This window comes from Bifidobacterium scaligerum, assembly GCF_002802865.1.
In the GTDB taxonomy this organism is placed as follows: Bacteria; Actinomycetota; Actinomycetes; order Actinomycetales; family Bifidobacteriaceae; genus Bifidobacterium; species Bifidobacterium scaligerum.
The window spans coordinates 295,325-317,687 of record NZ_PGLQ01000002.1 but is presented as its reverse complement, the minus strand read 5'-3'; the positions used below and the strand labels follow the sequence as shown (position 1 = coordinate 317,687).

The following is a 22,363-nucleotide window of genomic DNA, read 5'->3' as shown; positions in this document are numbered from 1 at the left end:
ATTCATGGAATTCATGCAGGGAGATAGTTATGCCGCTCTACCGTGACGAGGCCGTGGTCTTGAGAACCGCGAAACTCGGCGAGGCCGACCGCATCATCACCTTGCTTACCGCCGGGCACGGCAAGATCCGTGCTGTGGCCAAAGGCGTGCGGCGTGTCAGATCACGATTCGGGGCACGACTGGAACCGTTCATGCGCGTGGATGTGCTGATCGCCGAAGGCCGCTCTCTGGATGTGGTCTCGCAGGCGGAATCCATCGCCGCATACGGTGCCGCCATCGCAGCCGACTATGACGCGTACGAGGCCGCCAACGTTATTGTGGAAACCGCAGACAAGCTTGTGGGAGTGGAGCATGAGCAGAATCGCGGCCAATACCGGTTGGTGATCGGCGCGCTCAACGCGCTGGCCAAGCACGCCCACGCGTCCGATGCCATCGCCGGCTCATATGTGATGCGCGCGGTCGCGCTGGCCGGTTGGACGCCGCGTCTCAATGCTTGCGTGGTGTGCGGCAGGCAGACAGGGGCGTATCTGTCCATTGCGGCCGGTGGCGTGATGTGCGAAGCTGACCACACCACCGATGCGCGCCGCGTCTCGCCGCTCGCATTGCGACAATTCGAGGCTTTGACCCGTGGCGACTGGGCCGTGCTGGACGGCTCGCCATTGGAGACCGTATGCCGTCAACTGGTTGAAGATTGGGGAGAATATTATCTGGAGCGGCCGATTCGTTCGCTGCGCTTGATAGATTCATGAGTATGGCTTTTGAGAACGTCGATTACACATCATTGGATATCCCCGCGGCACCGTTTTCCGATCCCAGCCGTATCCCCGATTTCCCGAAGAACAAAGTGCCCCGGCATGTGGGCGTGATCATGGACGGCAATGGCCGATGGGCCAAGCAGCGAGGCTTGATTCGCACCAACGGCCATCAGGCCGCCGAACCGGTGGTGTTCGACACCATCGCCGGTGCGATCGAGGCGGGCGTGCGGTATTTGAGCCTGTATACGTTCTCCACTGAAAATTGGAAGCGTTCGCCTCAGGAAGTGCGATTCCTGATGGGCTTCTCACGTGAGATCATTCATCGTCGTGTGGCGCAGATGGACGACTGGGGTGTGCGCGTACGGTGGTCCGGCCGCCGGCCGAAGCTGTGGAAGTCGGTGATCGACGAGCTGGAAGTCGCGCAGGAGCGTACGAAGAACAACAAGGTCATCGACGTGGTGTTCTGCATCAATTACGGCGGACGCGCGGAGATCGCCGATGCTTGCGCGGCGATTGCGCGAGAGGTGCGCGACGGCAAGATTTCCGGCGACCGTGTCACTGAGAAGATGCTCGCCGACCATCTCTATCTGCCTGATGTGCCCGACTGCGATCTGGTGATCCGCACCTCCGGCGAGCAGCGCACCTCGAACTTCCTGCCGTGGCAGGCCGCCTATGCGGAACTGGATTTCGTGCCCGAGCTCTTCCCTGACTGCGGTCGTGAAGTCCTCTGGCGCTCCATCGATCACTACATCCACCGTGATCGACGTTTTGGCGGCGTGAAGTAAAGGACAGTCCGGTGGACTGTCCGTTCGCGCCGCCGAGCCGGGCGCGGTAGCGTTCGGTGAGGTGATGCTGGTCTGCCGGAGGCAGTCCGTTCTTGCTGGGGGCGTGAAGTAAAGGACAGTCCGGTGGACTGTCCTTTACTTCACGCCGTCGAGCCGGGTTACCGGCAAAGGCCGGTCAACCGATCGATGAAGTCGTTGACAAATCGTGCGGCATCTACCGTGAGCGCCACATGGATGCGTGGCATGGACGGAGTGACCAAACCGACTGGATCGCCGGTGGTGCGGCCTCGTACGCCGGCGAAATCGCCGGTTCTGGTTTCGGCGCGCATCGCGATGTCAAGACATCCGACCAACGTGCGGTCCAAGGCCACGGCTGCTGCAAGCGGGTCGTGCAATGGCATGCCGTCGGCGAACAGAGCCGGATCCGCCTGACGGTTCGCGGCGATGGAGAAGTCGGCGAGTCGGGCGAGGAAGCGGCCGCGTTCCGTGCCTGTCGCCGTCCATCGATCGACGGCGGTCTGAGGCAGCAGACATTGGTGCGTGACGTCAAGCCCGACCATCGTGATATCCGCACCGCAATGGAACACGCGATTCGCGGCTTCAGGATCTTGGATGATGTTGGTCTCGGCCACCGTGTCCCAACAGTTGCCGGGTTGGGTGAGCGTGCCTCCCATCATCACCAGATGCAGCTTCTCGGCGATAGCCGGCGCCTTGGTGAGTGCCGCATCCACATCGGTAAGCGGTCCCGTGGTCAGAACCGTGACGTTATGTCCGTATCGCCGCACCTGCCCAATAAGAAAGTCGGTTCCCTGTACTTCAGATCGTGGTGTCGAAGTGGGTTGTGCTGAAAGCGGCAGGGCGTAAGGATGCGCCGGATTCGCATGGGGGTCGCCCAATGGGTATCCGCCGACCGAAACGATGCCGCCGTCAACATCGGCCTGAGAAGCCGTCATGTTCGTATTGCTGGCAGCCGCGTTGGTGGTTGTTGCGGTCGCACGACCGTCGAGATAGCCACCCAATCCGTCCGGTCCGTGGAACTGCGCACACCCGGCGTCCGGGATAAAGGATGAAGCCCACGAGGGGTGCGTCGAGCCTTGATATACGGGGATATCAGAGCGGCCGAACAGTGCAAGTACGGCGTTCGTGTTCCGTATGGCTGTGGCGGCATCCACATTGCCGTATCCAGCGATGACGCCAACCAGCTCGCATGCGGGGGAGGCAAGCAGGTACGCCAATGCCAGCGCGTCGTCCACACCGGTATCGACGCAGGCGATGATTCGTGTCCGATTCCGGTTGCCGATATCTGCCCGGCCCGATGAAGCTGGCACCGCCGACGGAACTGACAAGACCGATGCATCAGGCGAGTGGGTGCCTGCTGCGGAATGCTCATGGGGGTTGCGCATACCGGCTATGATACAGGGGCATCTTGGCCGATACGGCTTGTGCCCATGGCTGTCGGGTTTCACTGCCGGACAAGACGATTCCTAGGGTGTATCGTTTGACGTTATGGTTACGATGAAGGAGATTGCCAACAAGGCGGGGGTATCCGTCTCCACGGTGTCGCTGGTACTCAACAATCGCGATGAAGGGCGTGTGAAAAGCGAGATCGCAAGCAATGTGCGTACCATCGCCAAACAACTCGGCTATCGTGCGAATCCTCTGGCCAGCTCGCTGCGCACCGGCCGCACCCGCATTCTCGGCTTCATCAGTGAGGAAGTGGCCACCACCCCTTATGCAGGTGGCATAATTCTGGGCGCGCAAAGTGCCGCCAGTCAGCTGGGGTACATGCTGATCACCGTCAGCACGGACGGCAAGGCCAGTGAGAACGAGGAGATCGCCGCGCTGAAGCGGTACGGCACTGACGGATTCCTATATGCCAAAATGTCGAACCGTGTGACCAAAGCTCCCAAATCGTTGCGCGGCACTCCGTTGGTGCTGGTGGACGCCACTGATGAGGAAGGCTTGATTCCCAGCGTGGAGCCGGATGAATTCCGTATCGGATACGATGCCACCCGTCGGCTGATTGACGCGGGATGCGAACGTATCGCCTATGTCGGCTGCTCTGAATTGATGATCGCCCAGGAGGGGCGTTTGGCGGGGTATAGGAAGGCGCTGGAAGATGCGGGTCGTACGTTTGACGAGCGTCTGGTGGTCAATGTGCTGAACAACGGTCCGGCGCTTGAGGCGGTAAGAGGTCTGTTCGATGCCGAACATCCCGATGGCTTCTTCTGCTTCAACGACGCCCGTGCGTGGTATGTCTATGAATGCGCGGCTCGGCGCGGCCTGACCGTGGGGCGTGACATTTCCGTGGTCGGCGTGGACAACCATCGTGTATTCGCCGAAACGCTTTCGCCGATGCTGACCACCATCGAACTGCCTCACTTCGAAATGGGATACTGGGCTGCAGCCAAACTGATCTCCTTGATCGAAGACCGTTCCCTGCATGACCTTGAACTGCCTGAGACCACGGCGGCGATGCCGCCGTTTGACGCCGTGGGGTCGGCGAAGATTCACTGCACGCTGATCGAAAAGGAATCGGTGCGCTGATCATGCCGTTCCGCCGCCGGCACGCTGTATGACATTCGTGCCGGCTGTTGGCCAATGGTGATTTTGGCATACCGGTGGCGACACGCCGTAAACGTCAATCGATTGACGTAAATCGATTGACGCCGCATAATTGCTACTGCAACAGAAACTTCAGCAAAGGCGCAGCGGCCAAAGCGAAGCAACGGAGCGATAAACAATCAAGTAGTAGTAATCAAAGGATGATTATGGCAAGTGCATCCAAATCTGCATGGAGAAATCCCTCTTATCTGCAGAGCTCCCTGGGCATCTTCATGTTCTTCTGCTCGTGGGGCATCTGGTGGTCCTTCTTCCGCGTTTGGCTGGAATCCATCGGCCTGACCGACGGTGAGGCCGGCCTCGTCTACACCATCAACTCCGCCGCGACCATGGTCATCATGTTTGCCTACGGTGCCATTCAGGATCAGCTCGGCATCAAGCGCAAGCTGGTGATCGTCACCTCTGCTATCGCAGCGTTGGTCGGACCTTTTGTTCAGTTCGTCTACGCCCCGATGATCGAAGCCGGCGGGGCTACCCGTTGGACGGGCGCGGTGATCGGCTCCATCGTCCTGTCCGCTGGATTCATGGCCGCATGCTCGTTGCTTGAAGCCGTGACCGAGCGCTACTCTCGTTACTTCAACTTCGAATACGGACAGTCTCGTGCCTGGGGCTCCTTCGGCTACGCCATCGTGGCGTTGTTCGCCGGCTTCCTGTTCAACGTCAACCCGCTGATCAACTTCTGGGTTGGTTCCGCCTGCGGCTTCGGCATGCTGCTCATCTACGCCTTCTGGGTGCCCGCCGAACAGCGTGACAAGCTCAAGGCCGCCGCCGATCCCAAGGCGGAGAAGTCCGGACCGTCGTTCAAGGAAATGGTCTCTGTGCTGGGCATGCCTACCCTGTGGGTGCTCGTGGTGTTCATGCTCTTCACCAACACCTTCTACGTGGTGTTCGACCAGCAGTTCTTCCCGGTCTACTACCGCAACCTGTTCTCCACGCCGGAGATCGGCCAGGCCACCTACGGCACCCTCAACAGCTTCCAGGTGTTCCTTGAGTCCGCCATGATGGGCGTGGTCCCGATTATCATGCGCAAGATCGGCGTGCGCAACTCCCTGCTGCTCGGCGCGTTCGTGATGTTCGCCCGCATCGGTCTGTGCGGCGTGTTCCACGACCCGATCACCGTATCCATCGTCAAGATGTTCCACTCCATCGAGGTGCCGTTGTTCTGCCTGCCGGCGTTCCGCTACTTCACCCTGCACTTCGACACCAAGCTCTCCGCCACGCTGTACATGGTCGGCTTCCAGATCGCTTCGCAGATCGGTCAGATCGTCTTCTCCACCCCGCTGGGTGTGCTGCACGGATACATGAAGGAGCTCATGCCTGCCAACGACATGGGTGTCCGCATCACCTTCTGGATGATCTCCGGCATCGTGCTGTTGGCCCTGATCTACGGCTTCTTCGTCATCAAGAAGGACGATCAGGACGTCGGCGGTGATCCGTTCTACACCGACAAGCAGCTTAAGGCCATGGAAGCCGGCAAGGCTGCGGCCTGATAACGGAATCCGCATGGACCGCGTCATGCAGCTGCGCATCGCGGTCCGGCTGCAAGGTAGCTGGGATATTTGGGCGGCGTGGTTTTCCCCTTTCCTGCGCCGCCCAATCATCTCCGAGCGCTATGCGACCGGTGGGCTTGGCCCCTAACCGGTTGCCTTCCCTCCTCGCTCTTCTCGTACAACTCAATCCTCCTCGTCGCAAACCCCAACCTCACAAGGACGTGCCATGACTGATTTCACCCCTGCAAATCCCGTGCTCACCCCTATCCGCGACCATGCCGAAGAACTCGCCAAAGCCGAGGCCGGTGTCGCCGCGCTGGCGGCCAAGCGCAACAACCGCTGGTACCCGAAGTATCACATCGCTTCCAACGGCGGCTGGATCAACGACCCGAACGGTCTGTGCTTCTACAAGGGCCGTTGGCATGTCTTCTACCAGCTGCACCCGTACGGCACCCAGTGGGGTCCGATGCACTGGGGCCACGTCTCCTCGACCGATATGGTCAACTGGAAGCGCGAGCCGATCATGTTCGCCCCCTCGCTGGAGCAGGAGAAGGACGGTGTGTTCTCCGGTTCCGCCGTCATCGACGACAACGGAGACCTTAAGTTCTACTACACCGGTCACCGTTGGGCCAACGGCCATGACAACACCGGCGGCGACTGGCAGGTGCAGATGCTGGCTACCCCGGACAACGACGAACTGACCTCCGCCACCAAGCAGGGCATGATCATCGACTGCCCGACCGACAAGGTGGACCACCACTACCGTGATCCGAAGGTGTGGAAGACCGGTGACAAGTGGTACATGACCTTCGGCGTCTCCTCCGCCGAGAAGCGCGGCCAGATGTGGCTGTTCTCCTCCGACGACATGGTTCGTTGGACCTACGAGCGCGTGCTGTTCGAACATCCGGATCCGGATGTGTTCATGCTCGAATGCCCGGACTTCTTCCCGATCCACGACAAGGACGGCAACGAGAAGTGGGTGATCGGCTTCTCCGCGATGGGTGCCAAGAAGCACGGCTTCATGAACCGCAACGTGAACAATGCCGGTTACATGATCGGCACTTGGGAGCCGGGCGGTGAATTCAAGCCGGAAACCGAGTTCCGTCTGTGGGATTGCGGCCACAACTATTACGCGCCGCAGTCGTTCAACGTTGCCGACGGCAGCGAGGACGGACGGCAGATCGTCTACGGCTGGCTGAGCCCGTTCGTCGAGCCGATTCCGATGCAGGAGGATGGCTGGTGCGGCCAGCTGACCCTGCCTCGCGAGATCACTCTGGGGAAGGACGGCGATGTGGTCACCGCTCCGGTCAGGGAGATCGAAGCTTTACGCGAAGACACGTTCGACCACGGTGAGATCACGCTGGACATGGATGGCGAGAAGGTCATCTCCGATGATGCCGAAGCCGTGGAAATCGAAATGACCATCGATCTGGCCCATTCCACCGCCGAACGCGCCGGTCTGAAGATTCACGCCACCCAGGACGGTTCGTGCACGTATGTGGCATATGACGACCAGCTCGGCCGCGTGGTGGTGGACCGTCAGGCCATGAAGTACGGCGATCGCGGTTATCGTACCGCACCGTTGAGCGAAGCCGAGCTCGCCGCCGATACGCTGGACCTGCGCGTGTTCGTCGATCGCGGTTCCGTCGAGGTATACGTCAACGGCGGTCATCAGGTGCTGAGCTTCTACTCGTATGCCGCTGAGGGCCCGCGTGCCATCAAGCTGGAAGCCGAATCCGGCTCCCTCAAGGTGGCGTCGCTGAAGCTGCACCACCTGAAGTCCATCGGACTGGAGTAGGTAGTCCATTGATCTGTCGGAGTCGATAATCGATCGGCTCCGACATCAGGCCGCTTAGCCGGCCTTCACACAAGCACAGCCCGGGTGCGAATCATGTTTGCCATCAGGAACATGATTCGTACCCGGGCTTTATACTGTTGGACGGCAAATGTGTCCATCAACGCTCGACCGGCGGCGCGCAGGCTCCTCACCTTACTGCTCCACGCACCGGTTGCAGCTGGAAAGCAAGGTGAATCATGTCCTTCACAAAACGTCTCACCAGTCACGTGCCCACCCTGATCGCAGTGGTGGCGCTGCTCGCCATATGGGAGGCCTGGGTGAGAATCGGACATGTTCCCTCCACGATGATTCCGGCCCCCAGCGAGATCGCGCAGGCCACGGTCGAAGTATGGCCCACACTGGGACCGGCGGCCGCAGTCACCACCTACGAGGGTGTGGTCGGTTTTCTGTTCGCGGTATTGCTCGGCATCCTGATCGGCATTGGCTTGTACTGCTCGCGTACGTTCAACGCGGCGTTCTATCCGCTGCTTGCCGCCGCGCAGACCATGCCGCTGATCTCCATCGCCCCGCTGTTCCTGATCTGGTTCGGCTTCGAAACGTACGGCAAGATCGTGATCACCGCCGTATTCGGCCTGTTCCCTGTGGCCGTGCAGACGGTACGAGGTTTGGAAGCGGTACCGGAATTCTACTCGGATGTGGCACTCACCTGCGGCGCTACCCGTGCGTGGACCTTGTGGCATGTCAAGCTCAGGGTTGCCGCACGGCAGATCTATGGCGGCATTCGTGTGACCGCAGCCTACATTTTCGCCACGGCCTCCACCGCGGAGTATTTGGGCGCGCGAAGGGGATTGGGCATCTGGCTGCAGGCGGCGTACAACTCGTTCCGCACGCCGTTGATCTTCTCCGCGACGTTCACGATCATAGCCATGACCTGCTTGCTGCTTATCGCCGTGAACCTGAGCGAACGGCTGTTGCTCGGCCCGGTAGGAGAGGACGCCGATCCGGACGCCGATCAGTGAACAGCCGAATCGATTGACGTGCCGATCCGGACGCCGTATACACTGGGACAGATGAATCAGGAAACAGCCGGAGTCGTATACACGAAGCCATGGGTAGCAGGTCTTATGCTCGACATGGCCGGGTATGTCGAGGGCTCTGATCGATTGTTATCCCAACATTTGGTCGTAGAACCGAGTTGCGGGGATGGCGTGTTCCTGAGCGAGATTATCAGACGGCTCATCGCGGATTCTCATCCTGCAACGAAAGAGGAATGGGCGCAGTTGTCCGATGCTGTACGAGCATACGACATCGACGCGCAGGCTACAGCTAGTTGCCGTGAAACTTCGATTCGCATGCTGCAGGATTCCGGTTGCCCCTACGACATTGCACAAGACTTGGCCGACTGCTGGATCAACAATGCGGACTTCTTGCTTTCTCGGATTCCTAAAGCGGATTGGGTCGTCGGCAATCCTCCCTACATACGAGCTACGGATATGGATGCCGCCATACGTGATCGTTATATGGCTGTCAATGATTCGATGACTGCCGGAACTGATATCTATGTTGGATTCTTCGATCATGGCATTGATGCTCTCAAACCGGATGGCAGGCTTTGTTTCATATGCTCTGACCGATGGTTGCAAAACCAATACGGTACCCGTCTTCGAGAGAAAGTCGCTACCGAAGCGAACTTCGATACATTGGTTCGCATGCATGGTGTAGACGCTTTCGTTGAAGAAGTGGATGCCTATCCGGCGATTACCCTCATTACGAAATCCAGCCCATCCTCATCATTGAAATACGCAGATTGTGTGACGGATTTCACCGATTCAGATGTATCTTCCTTACTTGCGTGGCTGGGTTCCCCGTCGAACATCGCTTCGGCTCGATTCTCTGCGACGGTCGCACGCAAACCGCAATATCCATCGGACATGTTCCCACTGGGAGCCCCTGATGATATGCGATTCGTGATGCAAGCTCAGGAGCGGCTGCCCAAACTGGAATCAACGGGTGTGAATCTTGGCATCGGAATAGCCACTGGCTGTGACGCGGTCTTCATAACGGATGATCCAAACCTCGTGGAAAAGGACCGGATGCTGCCATTGTTCTATATGCGCGACCATCGGCGTCACATCGATAAGCAACGTTGGCTCGTCAATCCGTGGAATCCAGATGGTTCTCTGGTGGACCTTGACAATTATCCGATTATGAAGGCCTACTTTAATGAGAATCGAGCCAAACTCACCAAACGACATATCGCCAAACGAAACGCATCGGCTTGGTATCGGACCATCGATAAGCTGAATCCGACACTGATGCATCGTGATCTTCTGCTGATGCCCGATATGGCAGCACTGCCGGATCCGATTCTGAGCTATGGTAAATACCCTCACCACAATTGCTATTGGATTTCCAGCGATGTATGGGATTTACGAGTCCTTGGTGGACTGTTAATGAGCGAGCAAACCAAGACATTCATCGATTGTCTCGGCGTGAAAATGCGCGGACGAACGTTGCGTTTTCAAGCACAATACCTACGTTTGCTGCACGTCCCTCGGTATAGGGACATCACGGCGAAAACGCGCGACGCGTTGGCGTGTGCGTTCGATACTGATGATCGGGAATTGGCAACGGCATCGGCACGACAAGCGTATCTGGGAGGTTTATCGTGAGAAACGATGTTAAAGAAGCGGTTTTGCATATGTATCGTATGCTTGCTGAAGCAGGCCAAAGACAGAGAATCGCTGGAGACGTAGATCGCGGGCATAGGGCTGAGTCCACGTCCGGACGGCATCTTGATCCACTTGCCGAATTGATTCGTGAGGACCTCATCTCTGGAGGCTTCCGTCCAGAGGACATCTTCCATGGACATGCATATCAATTGAGGCTGCCAGGCTGGTACCGCCGCTCAAAGGATTGGGATATCGTTGCGCTTAACGGAAAGGACGACCTGGTCGCCGCCATCGAACTGAAATCTATCAACAGCTCGTTCGGTAACAACGCGAACAATCGTGTTGAGGAAGCCTTAGGAAGCGCGACTGATTCGCATGCTGCCTTTACCGAGCATCTCTATGGCGTTGATTCTATGCCTCCGGCTCTGGGCTATGTCATGATTGTCAGAAGTTGTCTGCAAAGTCGTGAATCCGGAAGGACTGCGCAGCCATCGCTGTTCCCCGTTGATCCGGTGTTCCAAGATGCATCGTATCTGGATCGTTTCCGAATTCTCTGCGAAAGGTTGCGTGCATCGAACCTGTATCAGGCTGTCTGGTTGGTGTATGCGGACCCGGATAGCGGCGAAGTTTCAGAACCAAGTCCAACGCTGACTTATGAGAAATTTATCGCTACCATCACTGCGGCATTGGCAATCCATAGAGCTTGATCTCGATAGATCGAATACGCTCCATTCGATATCAGAACCGGCATAGATACCGGCATAGATAACGATTCGTACCAGCCCAATGGCCATCCTTCTACCCTTCCGCCTATAATGACAAACGCTTGCCCGGCGTGTGGCAAACGGCCTTTCCCTTTTTCTTGCTTCATTGGGAATTCGGTCGGGGCGTCGGTCGGGCGGATTGTCAGGCCCTTCCTATCGTTCTCTGCCGATTATCCGCTCGAAGCACCACCCAGAGAACGATTGAGAGATAACGAACTAGGGATTCATCATGAAGCACAGCCTTGCGCACAAGGCCATCGCCCTCGTGGGCGCCATTGCCATGACGATCGGTCTCGCCGCATGCGGACAGACCAACAATGCATCCGATTCCAACGGCGAAAGCCTCAAGAAAGTCACATTCATGCTGTCTTGGGCACCGGACACCAACCATATCGGCGTCTACGTGGCCAAGAACAAGGGCTGGTTCAAGGATCAAGGCCTTGACGTGGATATCGTAGCCGTCGCTCAGGCCGGCGCGGAACAGGCCGTGAACAACGGCAACGCCGACTTCGCGCTGTCCAACCTTACGAATGTAGGCATGTACAACATCAAGGGCGCGACCCTGAAGCAGGTGTTGCAGGTCCAGCAGAAGCCGAGCGCCATCTGGTGCGCGCTCGCCTCGAACACTGCCATCAAGTCCCCGAAGGATCTGGATGGCAAAACGTTCGCCACGTTCGGCTCGAACGAGTCCGACGCCGTGGTGCGCCGTATGATTCAGACCGACGGCGGCAAGGGCGAGTTCGACAAGGTAACTGTCGGCACGTCCACCTTCCAGACGCTTGAGTCCGGCAAGGCCGATTTCGGTGGTTTCTATGCCACTTGGGAGGGCGTACAGGCCGAAATGTACGGTCCGGCGCTCAACTGCTTCACCGAGCCTGACTATGGTGTGCCCGGCAATGCGGACGCCATCGGCGTGATCACCAATGAGAAGACCATCAAGAACGATCCTGATCTGGTGAAGAAGTTCACGCAGGCCACCCAGAAGGGCTACGAATACGCTTACGAGCACCCGGATGATGCCGCGAAGATTCTGGTAGACGAGGCACCCGAGGCGAATCTGAAGCTCGACTTCGTCAAGAAGAGCATGCAGACCATCGTCGATGGCCAGTACTGGGGCGACCCGGCCAAGATCAAGGACGGTTCGTTCGTGCTCGGCACCAATGATTTTGTCGAGCCGCAGAAGTACTTCGACTTCTTGGCCGAAGAGGACGCTTACACGGATTCACACGACAACGTGATCCACGAGGCTCCCAATACCAAGGACTTCGCCACCAACGAATTCCTGGCCAAATAGCCAATAGCTCGACGGCATTAGTCTGACGGCGTTGTGCTGAGGTCATCCGCGGAAGGATGGGCTCAACACAACGCCGTTTGCGTTTTAACTCACAGGTTGCGCACCGCGCCGATGAACAGCGGGATGGTATCTGGCGTGGTCAGGGCGTAGAGGAATGGCCGGTCCACGGTGAATTCCACGAACTGTTGCTCGGCCGGTGCGCCGGCGGCCTCGACGCCCATCTTGGTGAACGCCGCCGCTTTGGCACCGTTTTCGTTCACTTCGATGCGTGTGCCTTGAATGATGGACCCGATGGACAGATCGTCGGAGGCTGATCCCGTCATCTTGCTCAGATCGGCGGTGCCGGGCATGAACGCGTCAGTAAGTCCCAGCTGTCTGAACGTCGCTATGGTCTGGTCTGAAGGGAAGGTGCTGTCGATGGTGAATTTCGGCAGCGATACGTCGACCATTACGGCTTCGGCGGCGACGCCCCATCCGGCGGGAGCGTCAGTCGTACAGCCATATTCCGAGTCGAGGCATGTGCTCATCGCCCATCGTAGTTTCTCCGTGTCCGAAGCGATTTCGTCGAAATGGCCGGCTGCAGGCAGCAGTATGGTCAGTGAGCCGCCATTGTCGAACGGGATTGAAACCCGCTGCCACGTGTCGTTATCGCTGTCGTGTGCCCAGACCATGTCATCGAACAGGCGCTGCATCATCGGCACTTCAGTGTCGCCGTCCTCGCCGCGAAAGGTTTGGCTCGTGGTCTCCTCGGGCTCAAATGGGTCTTTCCAGCGGCCGTCCGCGAACACGGTGTTGATGATGGAGATGACTTCCTTGTCTTGCAGTGTGATGTTCGGTTTCAGTACATTCTTGGTATGGCTGGAGATCCAGTGGCTCATTTGCTTGGCCGCGGCGTCGTTGAACGGCAACGATTGTATGTTCGCGTCGAAGGAGCCCTTAACGGTCGCTTTGAAAGCATCGGCCAGTGTGTACTGGCTGTCCACCCACAATGAGTTGGCTGCGCTCATCTCGGATTTCGAGCCGTTGTACCGTCCGTTGATGGAGCGTAATAGCGACTGATAATCGTCTGTTCTCAACGATTTCGTGCCCAGTAAATCATCCATTTGCGAACGTGTCGTGCCGTCGGCCCCCTGTGCGGCGATTGCCAGCGCCATCCACATCGAAGTGGGGGAGTAGTTCACGTTGCCGTTCGAGTCCTGGGTGGATTTCATCGTGAGGAATTCCGGCGAGGATTGGTAGGCGAATGCCGAGACGCTGTCGGCTGCGGCTTGTGTGGCGGGGCGTGCGGCCGGCTTGAACAGATTCATGACAATGATCTTCCCTTCTCCAGTCGTCCACCACATGCCGCCCGCGGTGATGAGCAGAGACGCCGTTATTATCCCGGCGATAATGCGTATGAGGCGTTTTCGCCCGTGTTGCTGCTTGCGAGGATGCTCAAGAGGAGTTGACGAGGTCATGGCATGTCTCCTCTCCATTGAAAACGGCATGCTGACAGTTCCATAATAAGGCAATAAAACGGGCTTGGTTGCAACACGAATGGTTGCAACCAAGCCCGTTACGAATATCCCTCTACAAGCGGTAGTGAACTGGTTATCAGTTCACTGAACGGCGAGCTGTCTCCACACCGAAGATACCGACGATGAGCATCGCTGCAATGGCGATCACGGAGATGGACACGAAGATGGACGTGGCACCGAGCGAGACGAGCATCCAGCCCACCACCATAGGCATCAGCACGTTGAGCAGCTTGGCGATGGCGTTGGCCACGCCCACGCAGCGGAAGCGCACCTTGGTAGCGAACAGTTCAGGCGCATACACGGCCACCACGGAGGCCATGAGTACGTAGAGGCACATCATGAGCAGGAAGCCCACGACGATGGCACCGGTGGTGGAGGTCTGGAAAGCGTAGAGCATGCCAAACACACCGGTGAACAGGAATGCCGGCACAATGGTGCGCTTGCGGCCGATGCGGTCGATAAGTAGGGATCCGATGAGGCAACCCACCGGGGCGCCGAGCATCATCATTGTGGAGGTGGTCAGCGAGGCGGAAAGATTGATGCCGCGCTTGACCAGAATCGTCGGCACCCAAGAGGTGAAGGCGTAGGAGCACACGTTGGTGGCGCTTACGGCCACAATGGCCACGAGCAGGCAGATGCCGAGGGAACGGCCGCCGGCGTTGCGAGCGGAATCAGTATTGGCGGTAGCTGCGGTCGCGGCCGGTTCGGAGCCGTTGGCCTCAAGCTGCTTGACGATGGCGTCGGCCTCGTCGTAACGACCATGTACCGCAAGCCAGCGCGGAGATTCGGGGATGTCGCGGCGCAGCCACCAGATCACAGCGGCCACTAGGCCGATGCCTACGAACAGCGGACGCCAGCTCCAACGGGGAATAATGAACGCGCACAGCAGCATGGCGATCGGTACGCCGCAGTTGGCCACCAGCGAGACGATCGCGCACCAGTGGCCGCGGCGGTTCATCGGAGCGAACTCATTGACCATGGCGAAGCCGGTTACGATTTCGGCACCGAGGCCAAGACCCGCGCCAAGGCGGCAGAGCGAAAGAACGGTCATGTTCGGGGCGAACGCGCCGAGGAAGGTAAATCCGCCGAACAACAACAGGTTGATCTGGTAGGCGGTGCGGCGACCCTTCAGATCGCCGACGAAGCCGGCCAACAGGGAGCCGACCAACAGGCCCAAGAAGCCAGCAGACATGAACCTGGAGTTCTGAGCCACGGTGGACCAGTGGGTAGACAGCGCACTGGAGGCCACGGCGCTGCCGATATATACGTCGATGCTGTCCATCAACATACCGGCCGCCACCAGAGCGACGATGCGATAGAACATCGGGGTCTCATGCGCACGATCCATGCGCGAAACAATTTCTTCTACCTGAGCGCGATTGCCGACGGCCTCACGCGCCTGCGTGGAGTCCATGGCCGTGGAATTGCGAGAAATCTGCTGTTCAGCAGCAGTCATAATGAGCGCCTCTTCTACATCCTGCCCGACGGCAACCGCTCAACGGTATATTGCCGACGGGCGAACTCTTGACCCCGTCCTGCATCTCCGGTCGTCCTCCCATTGTGTGGGATGGGCGTCGGACGCGGTCGAAATCTTGAATTCACCCACGATAGACAATCGTTGTGAGATTGCCCACGTACGTCAGAGAAGTACTATAGGTGCGCTTCCGCAGGTTACCCGGCTGCGGCCACATTGTGAACGGTGTTCAACCATCACCATAGATCGATTCTGGGTATGGGCGTACCAATTATTCTGGGCCTATTCCGACCATAGAAAGGCCCAGAACCCTTTCTATAGACGTCGAGAGAGGAGCCGAGTTACTGCTTTGAGGCTAGTATTTCGTCTACCAGCTTCGGTTTCTCGGTCAGCTGGCCGGTGAATCCCGGACGGATATCCATATGCAGCACCAGTGAGGTGCGGTATCCCTGTTCGGCGAGCTTCTTGGCGGCTTCGCCGGCCACCTTGAGCACCTCGTCCAGATCGCCTTCCACGTTGGTAAACAGAGCGTTGGTCTCCTGCGGCAGGCCTGATTCTCGAATCACTTCGATGGCCTGAGACACATATGGAGATACCTCCGAACCCACACCTGCGGCGGATACCTGAATGGCAGCCACCGTGTTGAGATACGGTTTGCCGGTTTCGGGGTCGATCGGCACTTCCTGCTTCACGGCATTGCGGTCAAGAACCATGATTCGTCCTCTCAGCGGTACTTCCACAGGTGATCCATCGGGCCGGACCCGTGCCCCAGATCAAGCTGAGCTTTCAGCGCGCCGGTCAAATACTTCTTGGCATGCTTGATGGCCTTCGGCAGCGAGTCGCCCTGTGCCAGATACGAGGCGATGGCGGAGCTCAGCGTGCAACCGGTGCCGTGCGTGTTCGGATTGTCGACACGTGTCTCCTCGAACCAAGTCACAGTGCCGTCCGTTTCCGCCAGCACGTCGTTGGCGTCTTCGGTGCCATGGCCGCCCTTGACCAGCGCCGCACAGCCGAACTTGTCAACGATGCGGCGCGCCGCGGCCTCCATGTCTTCCTGATCGTGAATCAGCGCATCCGTGAGCACCTCGGCCTCGGGAATGTTCGGCGTAACCACCGTGGCCATCGGGAACAGACGGCCGGTGAGCGCGGCGATGGCGTCGTCGCTGATGAGCTTGGCACCTGAAGTGGCCACCATCACCGGGTCGAGTACGATGTTCGTGGCGTGGTGGGCTGTCAGACGGTCGGCGATGGTGTCGATGATGTCCGTCGCCGAGACCATGCCGATTTTCACCGCCAGCGGGGGAATATCCTCGAAAACCATGTCGATCTGATCGGCAAGAATCTCCGGCTTGGTGTCCTGAATGGAACGCACGCCGGTGGTGTTCTGCGCGGTGAGTGCAGTGATGGCGCTCATGCCGAACACGCCGCAGGCGATCATCGTCTTCAGATCTGCCTGCATGCCGGCGCCGCCGGAGGAGTCCGATCCGGAGATGGCGAGTACAGGCGGCAACGTAGACATGATGATTCCTTTCTGATATGAGGTCGGCTTTATGTTACTGCGCGCTCTGGTACAGCTTGGAACCGCCCTCTTGGAACTTGCGGCTCATTTCAGCCATGCCGGCCTGGATGTCCTCTGCGCTGGCGGTGGCCGGGGAAGTCATCGCCCCACGAGCCTCCTGCGCGGAGGGAATCTTGCCGGCCAACGTATCCGCCACCAGCTGCTCCTGCGCGGCCGCGCCGCCGAACTGCTTGCGGATGTTCTGCGAAATGGCCATCGAGCAGAACTTCGGGCCGCACATCGAGCAGAAATGCGCCATCTTGGCTGGCTCGGCGGGCAGTGTATCGTCATGGAATGCGATGGCCGTATCCGGATCGTAGGAGAGGTTGAACTGGTCGAGCCAGCGGAACTCGAAACGAGCCTTGGAAATGGCCAGATCACGATCCTGCGCGTGCGGATGGTGCTTGGCGATGTCGGCCGCATGGCAGGCGATCTTGTAAGCGATCACACCCTGCTTCACATCATCCTTGTTCGGCAGACCAAGGTGCTCCTTCGGCGTCACATAGCACAGCATGGCAGTGCCGTAGCGGGCGATTTCCACGCCGCCGATGGCGGAGGTGATGTGATCGTAGCCGGGCGCAGTATCGGTGGTCAGCGGTCCTAGCGTGTAGAACGGGGCGTCCTTGCAGATCGCCTTCTCCATCTCGATGTTCATACGCACCGTGTCGAACGGTACGTGTCCCGGCCCCTCGATCATCACCTGGACGTCCTTGGCCCAGGCACGCTGCGTCAACTCGCCCAAGGTCATCAGCTCGGCGATCTGCGCGGCGTCGTTCGCGTCCGCCAGAGAGCCGGGGCGAAGACCGTCGCCCAACGAGAACGCTACGTCGTACTTGGCGAAGATGTCGCACAATTCGTCGAAGTGGGTGTACAGGAAGCTTTCCTGATGGTGCTGCAGACACCATTCGGCCATGATCGAGCCGCCGCGTGATACGATGCCGGTCACACGGTTGGCGGTCAGCGGCACGAAGCGCAGCAGCACACCGGCGTGAATGGTCATGTAATCCACACCCTGCTCGCACTGTTCGATCACCGTGTCGCGGAAGAGCTCCCAGCTGAGCTTGGAGGCGTCGTCTTCCACCTTCTCCAGTGCCTGATACATCGGCACGGTGCCGATCGGCACGGGGGAGTTGCGCAAGATCCATTCGCGGGTGGTGTGAATGTCGTTGCCGGTGGACAGATCCATCACGGTGTCGGCACCCCATTTGGTGGCCCAAGTCAGCTTCTCCACCTCCTCATCGATGGAGGAGGTCACGGCGGAGTTGCCCATGTTGGCGTTGAGCTTGGTGAGGAACTTGGTGCCGATGATCATCGGCTCGGCTTCCGGATGGTTGATGTTGCAGGGCATCACCGCGCGGCCGGCGGCAAGCTCGGAGCGTACGAGCTCCACATCGCAGTTCTCGCGTTCGGCGACATACTTCATCTCCGGGGTGATGATGCCGTGGCGTGCATACCACATCTGAGTCACCGGATGATCCTTGGCACGCATCGGCTGGTGCGTGCGACCGCGCCATTCCTTCGTGGCGCGACCACGTTTGATGGCTCGCTTGCCGTCATCCTGCAGATTGCGGGCGCGGCCCTCGTACTCCTCGACATCGCCTCGGTCCTTGATCCAATCGAGGCGCAGAGGCTTGAGGCCTTCCTTCGGATCGCACTTGGGACCTTCGGTGTTGTAGTCGATGAACGGTGGGTTCGGGCCGACGCCGGGGGTGTCCGAGAGCTTGATCTCGGTGTACGGCACTTCAAGATCGTAGGAGCCGAACTGGTTCTCGAAATGCACGGGCTTGGTCTTGCGGATATGCGCCTTATCGCGCTGCTTGGAACCGCGGGCGGCGATGTCCACACGCTGTTGCTTGGCGAGCTTGGCGGCTTCCTTGGCCTCCTTGGCATTGGTGAACTTCTTTTCGGTGGCTTCGCTGCCGGCCGGTGCAGTGCCTTCCTGTGCTGCCTGTGTGTCCGCAGCCGGGGTATGGGTCACAATGCGGGGCGCGTAGCCATGCTTCTGCTCGCCGCGCACGGCCTTCCAGCCTTCGACCATTGCGCGGGTTGCGTCTTCCGGATCATCGGCACCGGCGATGGCGGAGACCGCGAACCAGCCGGCCGCCTTGGTATGCGCCAGCATGTCCATGTCGGCAGCGGTTACGCCGCCTCCGACCACCACAGGAAAGTCGCAGGCTGCGCAAATGGTATCGATCTGCTTGGCGTCCAAAGTCTTGCCGGAACCGTCATTACCGCCCACGGAGGCTTCCGGCTTGGTGGTGGAGACATGAAGCGGACCCGCGCCGATATAGTCGATGCAGCCGTCCGGCAGCTCGTTAATGAGCTTGACCAGCGCCTCGGTCTCGGCGGAAAGACCCACGATGGCGTCGTCTCCCAGCAGCGCGCGTGCTTCACGCGGCTCCATATCCGTTTGGCCGATATGCACGCCGTCCACCTTGATGCCCTTGCGGCGAGCCTGCCAGACCACATCGGCACGGTCGTCGATCACGAAGGCCACCGAATCGGACTTGCCGTTGTCCTCGATGATCTGTGCGATGTCCTGTGCCATCGAAGTCAGTTCGGAGGCATCCGCCTTCTTGGCGCGCAGCTGCAGGAACGTGGCGCCGCCACGCAGGGCCTGATCCACCACGTCGGTCAGCGGACGACCCTTGCAGTCTTCGGGGCCGACCACGAAGTACGCGGACAGGTCGAACGAGTCACGCATGGATGCGTACGGATATTCGTTGCTCATGGGTTTGTTCCTTTGATTGATATATAGGAAGTCTGTTGTGTGTTGTGCTTGTTTATCGCTGAAATTCGGGATTCCCTATACGAAAAGCTTTAGGGAGTGGAATACATGCAGAAAACGTGCGGGAATCTGCAATACCGTTGGAATGCTGCCGTTTACCCGACGGTGATCGGGGAGCTGGACACCTGCTCGGGCGTCAGGTTCCACAGCGCATCCAGCAGATGCACTTGGAACGATCCCGGGCCTTCGGCCTTGGCTTCGGCGATCTCACCTGCGCGGTTGTACAACAGTGAGGCCGCCAAAGCCGCCGTCAGTGGTTCGGCAACAGCGAGATACGTGGCGGTCACACCGCCCAGCGAGCATCCGGCGCCGGTGATTTTGGCCATTAACGCACTGCCTCCGGGCAACCGGTATACCTGTGCGCCGTCGGTAACGAGGTCGACCGCGCCGGAAACCGCTACGGCAGCCTGATGGTCAGGTGCGGCGTCGGCGAGGAACTGTGCCAGTTTTTTGGCCGGTCCGACCGCGGCATCCACGTCGTCTACCGATTCCACTCCTGCGGGGCGGCTTGCCTCATCCGGTGAGATCAGACCCCACATGGTCGCCAATGCAATGATTTCCGAGGCGTTGCCGCGTACGATCGTCGGGGGAGCGGCACGGAACGCGCGCAGAATCTCGGTGCGTGTCTTGCCGATACCGGCCGCCACAGGGTCAAGCACCCACCGATGTCCGTTTTTGTGGAATGCGCGGGCGATCTGTGGCAGCGCATCCTTATAGAACGGCAGCAGCGTGCCTACATTGATGTAGTCAGCGCCGGAAATCGCGGCGGTGTCGATGACGTCGTCCGGCAGGAAGCTCATGGCCGCCGTGCCTCCGGCGGCGAGTTGAGCGTTGGCTACCAGATTGATGGTCACGAAGTTGGTGAACGACTGCGCCAGCGGCGTCTTGGACTTCACGTCGCGTACCGCCTGCGCAATGCATTCCCTCAATGGGGCCAGATCGAGTGAGCCGCCTTCGTGTTGCTCATCAGCGCATTCGGTCGGATGATGGATGGATGTACCACAATGTACGTGCGAATCATTGCTCATATCACTGCTCCCTACGATGGTCTTAACCAACAGGTTCAAAGGGTCAGGCGCAAAGCCATTCTCAACCCGCCGTTGACGCGGGTCCCCCTGCATTACAAGGCTCAACGTATGCCTGAACACCGACAATTTCGTCACAAAATTGCGCAGAACCGTTGATTTGCGGCCGTTGGCTCTGGCGCGTCGCTCGCCGCCGTGGTAATAGGCCGAACCGGCTTTCGACGCGTGTAGGATGAAACCGTTTGCGTGAGCCTTACATGTATTGGGAGAGAACCATGACCGATCAATCCGCCGTCAATATCGAGCAGCTCAAGGACTATTCGCGCGCGTTCAACGCCGACCGGGCCAATCTCGTGGCCGCCAACGCCGCCGTGTCCACCGGCGTGCTCGCCGCCGCCACCGACTACCAGGGGATGCGGTCCCTGCCGCGCGACTTCTCTGTTGAGCTCAAGCAGGGCTCGATCACCAATCAGGAACGTTCCGGCCGATGCTGGATGTTCGCATCGCTGAACACGCTGCGCTATGAGCTGATGCATCACTGGAATCTTGAGGATTTTGAATTCTCTGAAACGTATCTCTTCTTCTGGGACGCCATCGAGAAATCCAACACGTATCTGGAATATGTGCTGCAGACGCTGGATGAGCCCACCGATTCCCGTGTGTTCGAAAGCATCAATGCCGGTCCTTCGGATGATGGCGGCTGGTGGCAGATGTTCGCCGCATTGGTGAACAAGTATGCTCTGGTGCCTAAGTCCGCTTATCCCGAATCGGCGAACTCACGCGATTCGGACGCGTTCAAGCAGTATCTCAACACCAAGTTGCGTGAATTCGCCGCTGATCTGCGTCGCCGTCACGCTGCCGGAGAGCCGATGGATGCTTTGTGTGCAACCAAGCGTGATGATATGGCCACCGTCTATCGCATCTGTGCGATTGCGCTCGGCGAGCCGCCTGCGACATTTGATTTTCTGGCTCGCGTCAAGGATGATGACGATACGGATGGTGCCGGTAAGGCCGATGACAAGGCCAGCACAACGAGCGAAGCCGGACAGGCCAAGTCAGAATCCGGCGAATCCGGCAAGGACGAGCGCAAGCAGATTCGCGAAATCGGCATTACGCCGATGGAGTTCTACAAGAAGTACGTGCCGGTGGACGTCAACGATTTCGTGACCATATCCAATGCGCCGATGAGCCGTACCCCGTTCGGCAGGCGTTACCGCATCCGTTATTCGGCAAACGTGATCGAAGCCGGAGACATGGAATTCGTCAACGTGCCGTTGGAGGTGTTCAAGAAGGCCGCGGTCGATCAGATCGCCGCCGGACACCCGATCTGGTTTGCCTGTGACTGCATGCAGTTCGCGTTGCGTGGCGAAGGCGTTTTCGACCGTGACACCGTGCGTGTGGACCAGCTGTTCGGTACCGAGTTCACGTTCGACAAGGCGGACGGCCTTGAGTACGGCGACCGTCCGAGCAATCATGCCATGACGCTTACCGGCGTGAATCTGGACGAAAACGGCAAGCCGAACCGTTGGAAGATCGAAAACAGCTGGGGCAAGGATAACGGCAAGGACGGTTACTATGTGGCCTCCGACGCCTGGTTCGACCAGTTCGTCACCGAGCTCATCATCCGCAAGGACATGCTCGATGATGCCACGCTGGCCGTCGCCCAGTCCGAACCGGTCGAGATCGAACCGTGGGAGCCGTTGACCCGACCCTGCCGCTGATGATCAGGTTTCTTAGTCATCACCATTTTTAGTTATCGCCGGGGATGTAGGGGAGTGCCGCTATTCTGAAGCGGTTGTAACCAAGTCCCCAAACCGTTCA

18 protein-coding genes and 1 riboswitch are annotated in these 22,363 nt (G+C 58.9%); of the genes, 11 read left to right on the top strand and 7 right to left on the bottom strand.

All coding sequences use genetic code 11. From position 1 onward, the window contains the following. Positions 1 to 29 precede the first annotated feature (29 nt). Both recO and CUU80_RS04450 read left to right on the top strand, forming a co-directional pair. On the top strand, positions 30 to 749 hold the full coding sequence (gene recO, locus CUU80_RS04455; protein ID WP_100496155.1) for a DNA repair protein RecO: 720 nt from the start codon (positions 30 to 32) through the stop codon (positions 747 to 749). Between the two features lie 2 nt (positions 750 to 751). Further along, positions 752 to 1,540 (top strand): isoprenyl transferase, encoded by a 789-nt coding sequence (locus tag CUU80_RS04450; RefSeq protein ID WP_100496154.1) that lies wholly within the window; start codon positions 752 to 754, stop codon positions 1,538 to 1,540. Positions 1,541 to 1,698: 158 nt separating this feature from the next. Here the strand turns inward: CUU80_RS04450 and CUU80_RS04445 are convergent, their stop codons facing one another. Next, the gene (locus CUU80_RS04445) at positions 1,699 to 2,841 is read right to left on the bottom strand and encodes a nucleoside hydrolase (RefSeq protein ID WP_243388663.1); all 1,143 of its coding nucleotides are present in this window, start codon (positions 2,839 to 2,841) and stop codon (positions 1,699 to 1,701) included. 205 nt (positions 2,842 to 3,046) lie between these two features. Between CUU80_RS04445 and CUU80_RS04440 the strand changes: the two genes are divergently transcribed. The 8 genes from CUU80_RS04440 to CUU80_RS04410 all read left to right on the top strand — a co-directional run bounded on the left by CUU80_RS04440 (position 3,047) and on the right by CUU80_RS04410 (position 12,180). Next, positions 3,047 to 4,087, top strand: coding sequence for a LacI family DNA-binding transcriptional regulator (locus tag CUU80_RS04440; protein WP_100496152.1), 1,041 nt, complete (start codon positions 3,047 to 3,049; stop codon positions 4,085 to 4,087). 224 nt (positions 4,088 to 4,311) lie between these two features. Further along, on the top strand, positions 4,312 to 5,652 hold the full coding sequence (locus CUU80_RS04435; RefSeq protein WP_100496151.1) for an MFS transporter: 1,341 nt from the start codon (positions 4,312 to 4,314) through the stop codon (positions 5,650 to 5,652). A gap of 13 nt (positions 5,653 to 5,665) precedes the next feature. After that, positions 5,666 to 5,800, top strand: a complete 135-nt coding sequence (locus tag CUU80_RS11095) for a hypothetical protein (protein WP_279324975.1) — start codon at positions 5,666 to 5,668, stop codon at positions 5,798 to 5,800. A gap of 78 nt (positions 5,801 to 5,878) precedes the next feature. Continuing rightward, on the top strand, positions 5,879 to 7,450 hold the full coding sequence (locus tag CUU80_RS04430; protein ID WP_100496150.1) for a glycoside hydrolase family 32 protein: 1,572 nt from the start codon (positions 5,879 to 5,881) through the stop codon (positions 7,448 to 7,450). 236 nt (positions 7,451 to 7,686) lie between these two features. Further along, positions 7,687 to 8,469, top strand: coding sequence for an ABC transporter permease (locus CUU80_RS04425; RefSeq protein WP_100496149.1), 783 nt, complete (start codon positions 7,687 to 7,689; stop codon positions 8,467 to 8,469). Between the two features lie 51 nt (positions 8,470 to 8,520). After that, positions 8,521 to 10,122: an Eco57I restriction-modification methylase domain-containing protein gene (locus tag CUU80_RS04420; RefSeq protein WP_100496148.1), complete on the top strand. Its 1,602-nt coding sequence runs from the start codon at positions 8,521 to 8,523 to the stop codon at positions 10,120 to 10,122. Further along, entirely contained in the window at positions 10,119 to 10,829 is a 711-nt protein-coding gene (locus CUU80_RS04415) for a PaeR7I family type II restriction endonuclease (RefSeq protein ID WP_100496147.1), read from the top strand. Before CUU80_RS04420 ends, CUU80_RS04415 begins: the two co-directional genes overlap by 4 nt. A gap of 286 nt (positions 10,830 to 11,115) precedes the next feature. After that, positions 11,116 to 12,180 (top strand): ABC transporter substrate-binding protein, encoded by a 1,065-nt coding sequence (locus CUU80_RS04410; protein WP_100496146.1) that lies wholly within the window; start codon positions 11,116 to 11,118, stop codon positions 12,178 to 12,180. 89 nt (positions 12,181 to 12,269) lie between these two features. Here CUU80_RS04410 and CUU80_RS04405 read toward each other — a convergent pair whose 3' ends face one another. The 6 genes from CUU80_RS04405 to thiM all read right to left on the bottom strand — a co-directional run bounded on the left by CUU80_RS04405 (position 12,270) and on the right by thiM (position 20,545). Beyond that, positions 12,270 to 13,637: a serpin family protein gene (locus CUU80_RS04405; RefSeq protein WP_100496145.1), complete on the bottom strand. Its 1,368-nt coding sequence runs from the start codon at positions 13,635 to 13,637 to the stop codon at positions 12,270 to 12,272. Between the two features lie 136 nt (positions 13,638 to 13,773). Beyond that, positions 13,774 to 15,153 carry an MFS transporter gene (locus tag CUU80_RS04400; protein ID WP_100496144.1) on the bottom strand — a complete coding sequence of 460 codons (1,380 nt, stop codon included), beginning with the start codon at positions 15,151 to 15,153 and terminating at the stop codon, positions 13,774 to 13,776. Between the two features lie 359 nt (positions 15,154 to 15,512). Continuing rightward, positions 15,513 to 15,884 carry a thiamine-binding protein gene (locus tag CUU80_RS04395; protein ID WP_100496143.1) on the bottom strand — a complete coding sequence of 124 codons (372 nt, stop codon included), beginning with the start codon at positions 15,882 to 15,884 and terminating at the stop codon, positions 15,513 to 15,515. 11 nt (positions 15,885 to 15,895) lie between these two features. Beyond that, entirely contained in the window at positions 15,896 to 16,690 is a 795-nt protein-coding gene (thiD, locus tag CUU80_RS04390; protein ID WP_100496142.1) for a bifunctional hydroxymethylpyrimidine kinase/phosphomethylpyrimidine kinase, read from the bottom strand. Between the two features lie 34 nt (positions 16,691 to 16,724). Then, the gene (thiC, locus tag CUU80_RS04385) at positions 16,725 to 19,460 is read right to left on the bottom strand and encodes a phosphomethylpyrimidine synthase ThiC (protein WP_100496141.1); all 2,736 of its coding nucleotides are present in this window, start codon (positions 19,458 to 19,460) and stop codon (positions 16,725 to 16,727) included. A gap of 152 nt (positions 19,461 to 19,612) precedes the next feature. Continuing rightward, complete coding sequence (gene thiM, locus CUU80_RS04380; protein ID WP_100496140.1) at positions 19,613 to 20,545, bottom strand: hydroxyethylthiazole kinase; 933 nt, start codon at positions 20,543 to 20,545, stop codon at positions 19,613 to 19,615. Beyond that, positions 20,537 to 20,644: riboswitch (TPP riboswitch) on the bottom strand. Its footprint overlaps the gene before it by 9 nt. A 173-nt stretch (positions 20,645 to 20,817) precedes the next feature. Here thiM and CUU80_RS04375 point away from each other — a divergent pair. After that, complete coding sequence (locus CUU80_RS04375) at positions 20,818 to 22,263, top strand: C1 family peptidase (RefSeq protein ID WP_100496139.1); 1,446 nt, start codon at positions 20,818 to 20,820, stop codon at positions 22,261 to 22,263. Positions 22,264 to 22,363 lie beyond the last annotated feature (100 nt).